The sequence below is a fragment of the Alteromonas sp. 07-89-2 genome (assembly GCF_013113925.1).
GTDB lineage: Bacteria > Pseudomonadota > Gammaproteobacteria > Enterobacterales > Alteromonadaceae > Alteromonas > Alteromonas macleodii.
Map to the genome: position 1 here is coordinate 1 of NZ_VTYM01000053.1, position 7,005 is coordinate 7,005.

At 42.3% G+C, this 7,005-nt stretch carries 6 protein-coding genes, 4 tRNA genes and 1 rRNA gene; all 11 read left to right on the forward strand.

The window, feature by feature from the left end:
• Positions 1–96: ribosomal RNA gene (gene rrf / locus F0261_RS19425) — 5S ribosomal RNA — on the forward strand; the annotation flags it as partial.
• A gap of 546 nt (positions 97–642) precedes the next feature.
• Positions 643–1,170, forward strand: coding sequence for a hypothetical protein (locus tag F0261_RS19430; protein WP_171338708.1), 528 nt, complete (start codon positions 643–645; stop codon positions 1,168–1,170).
• A 215-nt stretch (positions 1,171–1,385) separates the two neighbouring features.
• Complete coding sequence (locus F0261_RS19435) at positions 1,386–2,951, forward strand: methyl-accepting chemotaxis protein (RefSeq protein ID WP_171338709.1); 1,566 nt, start codon at positions 1,386–1,388, stop codon at positions 2,949–2,951.
• A 172-nt stretch (positions 2,952–3,123) separates the two neighbouring features.
• Positions 3,124–4,155, forward strand: a complete 1,032-nt coding sequence (gene murB / locus F0261_RS19440; RefSeq protein ID WP_171338710.1) for a UDP-N-acetylmuramate dehydrogenase — start codon at positions 3,124–3,126, stop codon at positions 4,153–4,155.
• Positions 4,152–5,138, forward strand: coding sequence for a bifunctional biotin--[acetyl-CoA-carboxylase] ligase/biotin operon repressor BirA (birA, locus tag F0261_RS19445; protein ID WP_171338711.1), 987 nt, complete (start codon positions 4,152–4,154; stop codon positions 5,136–5,138). Before murB ends, birA begins: the two co-directional genes overlap by 4 nt.
• Before the next feature lie 136 nt (positions 5,139–5,274).
• On the forward strand, positions 5,275–6,033 hold the full coding sequence (locus tag F0261_RS19450; protein ID WP_014980401.1) for a type III pantothenate kinase: 759 nt from the start codon (positions 5,275–5,277) through the stop codon (positions 6,031–6,033).
• Positions 6,034–6,142: 109 nt separating this feature from the next.
• Positions 6,143–6,218: transfer RNA gene (locus F0261_RS19455), tRNA-Thr, on the forward strand.
• Positions 6,219–6,225: 7 nt separating this feature from the next.
• A tRNA-Tyr gene (locus F0261_RS19460) sits at positions 6,226–6,310 on the forward strand.
• Positions 6,311–6,343: 33 nt separating this feature from the next.
• Positions 6,344–6,418 (forward strand) — tRNA-Gly (locus F0261_RS19465).
• Positions 6,419–6,425: 7 nt separating this feature from the next.
• Positions 6,426–6,501: transfer RNA gene (locus F0261_RS19470), tRNA-Thr, on the forward strand.
• A 67-nt stretch (positions 6,502–6,568) separates the two neighbouring features.
• The coding region (locus F0261_RS19475; RefSeq protein WP_171337172.1) for a GTP-binding protein at positions 6,569–7,005 on the forward strand (437 nt) is incomplete at its 3' end.

Consider the following 7,005-nt stretch of genomic DNA (forward strand, 5'->3'; position numbering starts at 1 on the left):
GGTACCACCTGACTCCATTCCGAACTCAGAAGTGAAACGTATTAGCGCCGATGGTAGTGTGGGGTTTCCCCATGTGAGAGTAGGACACTGCCAGGTCCCATTAAAAGAAACCCGCCTAACGGCGGGTTTTTTGCGTTTGGAAGAAAGAAAAAATAATGGGGTCAGAGTACATTAATCCCCATTCCCCCAGCAACACCTCAAATTGGGGTCAGAGTACTTTATTGCTTTAAACATCAGAACATAGTCATTCCCTTACCCCCCCAGTGCCGCTAAATCAGAGAAATGTACTCCGCTTCCATTTTTTAGAGAAGTAACAATCTACTCTGACACCCAAAAAAAGACGAGTTACCCTTCGGCCGTTTTCAGTGCTTAGGCAGTGCCAGAAAGCATTTCATAAATAGCTCACCACAAAAATAATAAAGGGGTCAGAGTACTTTTTTGAAAAAACGAATTTAACCATGCGTAATTTATAACCGTGTGGGAGAAGTACTCTAATTCGCCAGCATACCTTATTAGAGAAATGTACTCTGACCCCATTATTCGAGGGATCAATGCTGTGGACTTGTTTGAATGTATAGAAAAAGCGACAGGTTGAAAAATAATCGGTATGGTATAAAAACACTAAACAGCTAGGAAGTTTGTATGTCAGCCTTACCATTCAATAATAACCCAGCTTATTTCCGGGGTAATTTTCAACTTGAACCAGTGTCCGCTCTATTAAAGCTGCATGCTGAACTTGTTTGCTTTCTTCTAATAGCATTCTTCTTTGTTGGTAATGCATTTATTGAAAATAGTGAAAAAGAGCGGGTCTTAGCTAATCCTCAGAAAAACGACTTTTTCTATATTGACTATAGAGCTATAGATCCTTCATCGGATGCTCGATTTCGCTATGTCCCCCTGAAATTACTTAGTGTCGATAATGATACTCTTACTTTTAAAGTCGGAAACATTGCTCACACAACACCTGTCTCGCCGAGTCAACATGCGAAATTTGACAAAGCGTTATTACTGCGCAATTACTATCGTGTTGATAACCTTGTGCTTAGCAAAACAAAAGTAAATGACTTGGTTACTTCTGGTGCCATTTACGATGCTAGGCGGCCTCGAAATATTTATATTAACGGTTGGATGGTTTTGCACCTTAATGAGTTAGTACCAGATAACAGTTAGTAATAAAAAAGCGTTTGTAAGTGATAGAGCCCAAGTAAAGTAAAATGCTTACGAGTGAGGCAACATGTACCTTGAAGTGTTTATTTTATTTACTATGAATACAATGCTCACTTAATAAAGTACTCTGACCCCATTACTAATACTATCCGCTTATGGATAATTGGTTTAAAACGCTTTACATTTTTAGTGTGTTAATAAAATGTTAAGTGCGCCTAATGAAGTATTTAGTTTTAGCTGTTATTGCTGGTCTCGTTAATGTAGTGATGTCTTTTGTTACTTCACATCTACTAATCTCTACGGTAGCTACGTTTCTTACTATCCTTTTCGCGGCCTTAATTATTGAGAAGGTGTTTCAAAACCAAAATATAGCCGCTAGTAAAACTGTTCTAACTGACGATTATAAGAACAATGCACACAACAATGATGCAACGAAAGTTAGCCATGCAGCGAGTAACATTGCTATTGGTGGTGCTTCTATTTCTTTCTTTTTAGAGCAGTTATCAAAAGCATTTAATGAGCAAGTCGCGAACATCGGCGAGATGAGCGGTAGACTCCAGCAGTTAGAAGTCTCCTCAACTCAGTTAAATGATCTTGCCAAGAATGCTGCATCTTCTATGAATGAATCTGACGAGAAAACGCAGTTCGGGAGTACGTCGTTAAAAGAAGTATTAAGCCAGCAACAGCAGCTGGTTAAAAACATAAATGCGTCATCTGAAGCGCTCACTACATTAAAAAGTAAGGCCGAGGGAATAAGTACAATAACAAACACCATTAACCAATTGGCCGATCAAACAAATATGCTAGCGCTGAATGCGGCTATTGAAGCTGCAAGAGCGGGAGATCAAGGACGTGGTTTCGCCGTCGTTGCTGATGAAGTACGCGAGCTTGCCAAGAAAACAACCGATGCCACCTCAGGAATAGAAAGTCTGCTGCAGGATATGAATACTAGTAGCCAGGCCGCAGTGGCTACTATGGAAACAGTGCTTAACTCTAGTGATAACATGAATGTGAAATTAAAGGAGAGCGAAGAAGCTATCTCACACTCCAGTATGCTCTCTACAAAAGCCCGGGAATCGATGGGCGCTATGCAAGCAATGGTAGAAAATAATGCAGAACATAGCGCAGGTATAAGTACCAATATACTTCAGTTGCACACGACGACAGAAAAATTAGAGCACGACCTCACTGATGTTTCTACTCAGGCGCTATCACTGAGTAGTCAAGCTGAAGATATTTTCAGGCTGCTGGAAAGCTTCGACGTAAATGATCGAAACAGCGAAGTTAGAGACATTGCGGTAAATGCAGCTAAAACTGTTGGAGAGCGTTTCGAGCAAGCGATTTCAGAAGGGAAAATATCGGAAGCAAAGCTGTTTAATTTTGACTATTCACCTATACCGAACACTAATCCTATAAAGCATACAACACCTTTTGATAAGTTCACCGACGACGTACTTCCCGCTATCCAAGAACCTTTATTAGAAACACATGGTTTCATTATTTATGCCGGCGCAGTTGACGTAAATGGTTACTTTCCTACCCACAACAAGAAGTTTAGTCAGCCCCTTACTGGTAATTACGATACGGATTTAGCAAATAACAGAACGAAACGGATATTCGATGACAAAACCGGAAGTCGTTGTGGCAGCAATACCTCTACTTTCTTGCTACAAACTTACAAGCGAGATACAGGTGAGGTCATGCATGATCTATCTGCACCGATATATGTGAACGGTAAACATTGGGGAGGGTTTCGTATTGGTTATAAAGCCAAAGAGCAGTAAGCTCTCTGTATTTACGTATAAGCGCTAGCTTCCGTTTTCTTACTTTAATGAATGAAAGTGGTAATGCTCTAGCGCTTAGCAATATTGGCAACAATATTATTCCTTCTTTGCGCTTTTATTTGCTGCTTCGTTACCCTACCATTAGCGAATTGTTCGCAGTTCGTAAAACACTATGCCTTCACTACAACCCTACAGCACATTTGGCCTCGCCGCTTCTTGTGATTCTATCCAGTCGTTTAGCGACGTTACTTCATTCCTGTCTATCTTCAATACTTCTAAAAACAAGAACAAAGCCATCTATATACTAGGCGGTGGAAGCAACTCGATTTTTACCGACGATTTTGACGGTACAATTCTGGTTAACGAGATTAAGGGAATAAGCCATTTTGATACTGAAAGTCACCATTACTTACGGGTAGGTGCAGGTGAAAACTGGCATGACTTCGTCACTTTGTGTATGAGAGAGAAGTGGTATGGTTTCGAAAATCTCGCCTTAATACCAGGTTCAGTAGGCGCATGCCCAATTCAGAATATTGGTGCGTACGGACGAGAAGTGAATACGTTAATCGACAAAGTAGAGTGTGTATTTCTTGAAACCGGCGAGCAGGTATTGTTGGGCAATGAAGACTGTCAATTTGGCTATAGAGACAGTGTGTTCAAGCATGCACTAGCGAACAAAGTGCTAATCACTCATGTAAACTTCAAACTGCCCAAGCACTACGAACTCGAGACCAGCTATGGCGAACTAGCGGCACTCACTGAGCCTACACCAGAAAAGGTGTATAGTAAGGTGATAGAAATTAGGAAGAGCAAACTTCCCGATCCTGCCGAGCTAGGCAATGCAGGAAGTTTTTTCAAAAACCCAGTGGTTTCAAAAGCAGTGTTTCAAGCGATTGCACAAGAGTATGATTCAGTGCCCCATTTTGTGGTGCACGGAGGTGTTGAGCTGCCAGCCACTGAAAAAGAACAAATAAAAATTCCTGCCGCGTGGCTTATAGACCAGGCAGGTTTTAAAGGCAAGACTTTGAATAAAGTACGATGCCACCCTACACAGCCATTGGTACTTACTAACTTAGGTGGTGCCACCGGAAACGATGTAATAACCATGGCAAAAGATATCATAGCAAGCGTACAGGGTAAGTTCGGCATACAGCTTGAGCCAGAAGTGCGCTTATTAGGAAGCAAAGGACTTATTTCGCTATGAGACAAGCATCAAAAGCTATAAGAAAACATATACTCGCTTTGTTGTCCGACGGCCAGTTTCACTCAGGGGAAACCATTGCACAGCAAGTGGGCCTTTCGCGCACAGCAGTTGCAGGCCATATTTCCCAACTCGCCGATTGGGGATTAGATGTATTTAAAGTAAAAGGTAAAGGCTACCGTTTAGAACGAGGGTTTCCATTGTTAAGCGCCGACAGCATTAAACGCCATTTAGGCAATACAAAACGAGCGGTTATTGATGTGGAGTCGGTATTACCTTCCACCAATACAGAAATGAAGAAGCGTATAGCGAGTAAAAGAGAAGATCTTGAAAACGGCGATGTTGTTTTCGCTGAAATTCAGACCGATGGGCGCGGTAGACATGGTCGTTCGTGGTTAGCACCAGTTGGCGGCAGCTTAACTTTTTCTATGTACTGGTCTTTTCCCGACGGTTATCAAAGCATGGCGGGGCTTTCATTATTAGTGGGCTTGGCTGTTTGCGATGCACTTAAAGAATTTGGTGTAGAAGACGCCGAGCTTAAATGGCCGAATGACATTTATTTGCAAGGTAGAAAGCTTGCGGGCGTACTTATTGAAGTAGAAGGGCAAATAGGCGCTACGGCGCATAGTGTTATCGGCATAGGTTTGAATGTTTGCGTACCCGATAATCAGTACGATGTTGGTCAGCCTCATAGCGATCTTGCTTCTTATTTAGGCACTATCCCAGATAGAAATGCATTGGCGGCAGAAATAATTAAATCGCTGTGGTCTTATTTACCTAAATTTACCCAGCAGGGCTTCGGGCCATTTACTGCATATTGGGAAGCGCTCGACTTATACGCCGATAAACGCATTGTTTTACAAATGGGTGAGAAGCGTTTTTCCGGAATTGATAGGGGAGTGGACGCCAGCGGCGCGCTTCTTGTTGAAACGCAAGACGGTATTACCCGTTTCCACGGTGGCGAAGTTAGTCTTAGAGGCAATTAACGTTTTACTTTATAGCTGAGCTACGAAGATTTTGGCTATTTTTATAATAAAAGTACTTCGTAGTTCATCTTTGTGATTTTTAAATAGCATTTTATCCGTTCGTTTTACGCATTGCTTTGCGATTGAAACCAAAAATATGAACAACATTGAAGAAAACCACGTCATATTAGTGGATATTGGTAACACCCGAATAAAATATTCACTGCTTTGTCATGCAGAAGAAGAGCCTAATGCATGTGAAGATGCCATTTCTCTTTTCTCTTTTATCGATTCTCAGAAAAAAATTTCCCATTTATATATAGCTTCGGTAAGAAATCAGGAGCTGGTTGATGAAATATCCGCCATGTGTAACGAGCGAAATATTGTTTTTGTAGAAAAGCACACAGAGAAAGAAGCCTTCGGCATAAAAAATAGTTACGCGAATGTTCAAAAAATGGGCGTTGATAGATGGCTTGCCATGGTCTGTGCTGCAGAAAAATCAAAAAAAGCATTTTTTGTTATGGATGTAGGTACGGCAATAACGGTTGATTTTGTGGTGGATGGTCAACATTTAGGCGGTTGGATCGTACCTGGATTTCAAGTAATGCGTAATGCATTGGTTGCTTCAACTAAAAAAGTGTTCGCGAATGATGAAATTCCGACCACCTTTGGAGTGGGGACCGATACAGAAGATTGTGTGGCAACAGGGTGTCATGCTGCCCTATATGGTGTTTATTTGAGCGCGGTTGATTACATATCAAGCAAACAAACCGAATTTGACATAATTTTAGGGGGTGGAGACAAAAAAGTGTTTGCATTCTTAAAATCTGCTGATAACATGCGCCTCGCTCATTTGGTGATGCAGGGTCTTGCCCGCTACGCTCGAAGTGAACTTCTAAAGGGAACATCGACGTAAGTTTTTGATTAGTTGAAAAATTGGTCAAAAAAGAAAATTGAAAAATTTTCAAAAAGACACTTGCACAGAGTTAAACAATACTCTAGAATGCGCACCCACTTGATGTAGTGCCGACTTAGCTCAGTTGGTAGAGCAACTGACTTGTAATCAGTAGGTCGCCAGTTCGATTCCGGCAGTCGGCACCATCAATCTGGAGGGGTACCCAAGCGGTCAACGGGAGCAGACTGTAAATCTGCCGGCTCAGCCTTCGCAGGTTCGAATCCTGCCCCCTCCACCACTTTCTCTATGAGGTGGCCAGAGAATTAGGATTGCGGGCATCGTATAATGGCTATTACCTCAGCCTTCCAAGCTGATGATGCGGGTTCGATTCCCGCTGCCCGCTCCAAATCAGTGCTGATATAGCTCAGTTGGTAGAGCGCACCCTTGGTAAGGGTGAGGTCGGCAGTTCAAATCTGCCTATCAGCACCAGTTTATTTCTCCCCAGCTCATGTAAAATTTCTAAATTTTTTAATGTAACTTTGCTGGGATAATAGAAATGGCAAAAGAAAAGTTTGAACGTACGAAACCCCACGTAAACGTGGGTACAATCGGCCACGTTGACCACGGTAAAACTACCCTAACTGCAGCTATCACTACAGTTCTTTCTAAAACTTACGGCGGTTCTGCTCAGGCTTTCGATCAAATCGATAACGCGCCTGAAGAGAAAGCTCGTGGTATCACCATTTCTACTTCACACGTAGAATACGACACTCCTACTCGTCACTACGCGCACGTAGACTGCCCAGGACACGCTGATTACGTTAAAAACATGATCACTGGTGCTGCTCAGATGGACGGTGGTATCCTAGTAGTAGCTGCGACTGATGGCCCTATGCCACAGACTCGTGAGCACATCCTACTTGGTCGTCAGGTTGGTATTCCTTACATCATCGTATTCATGAACAAGTGTGACATGGTTGACGATGAAGAGCT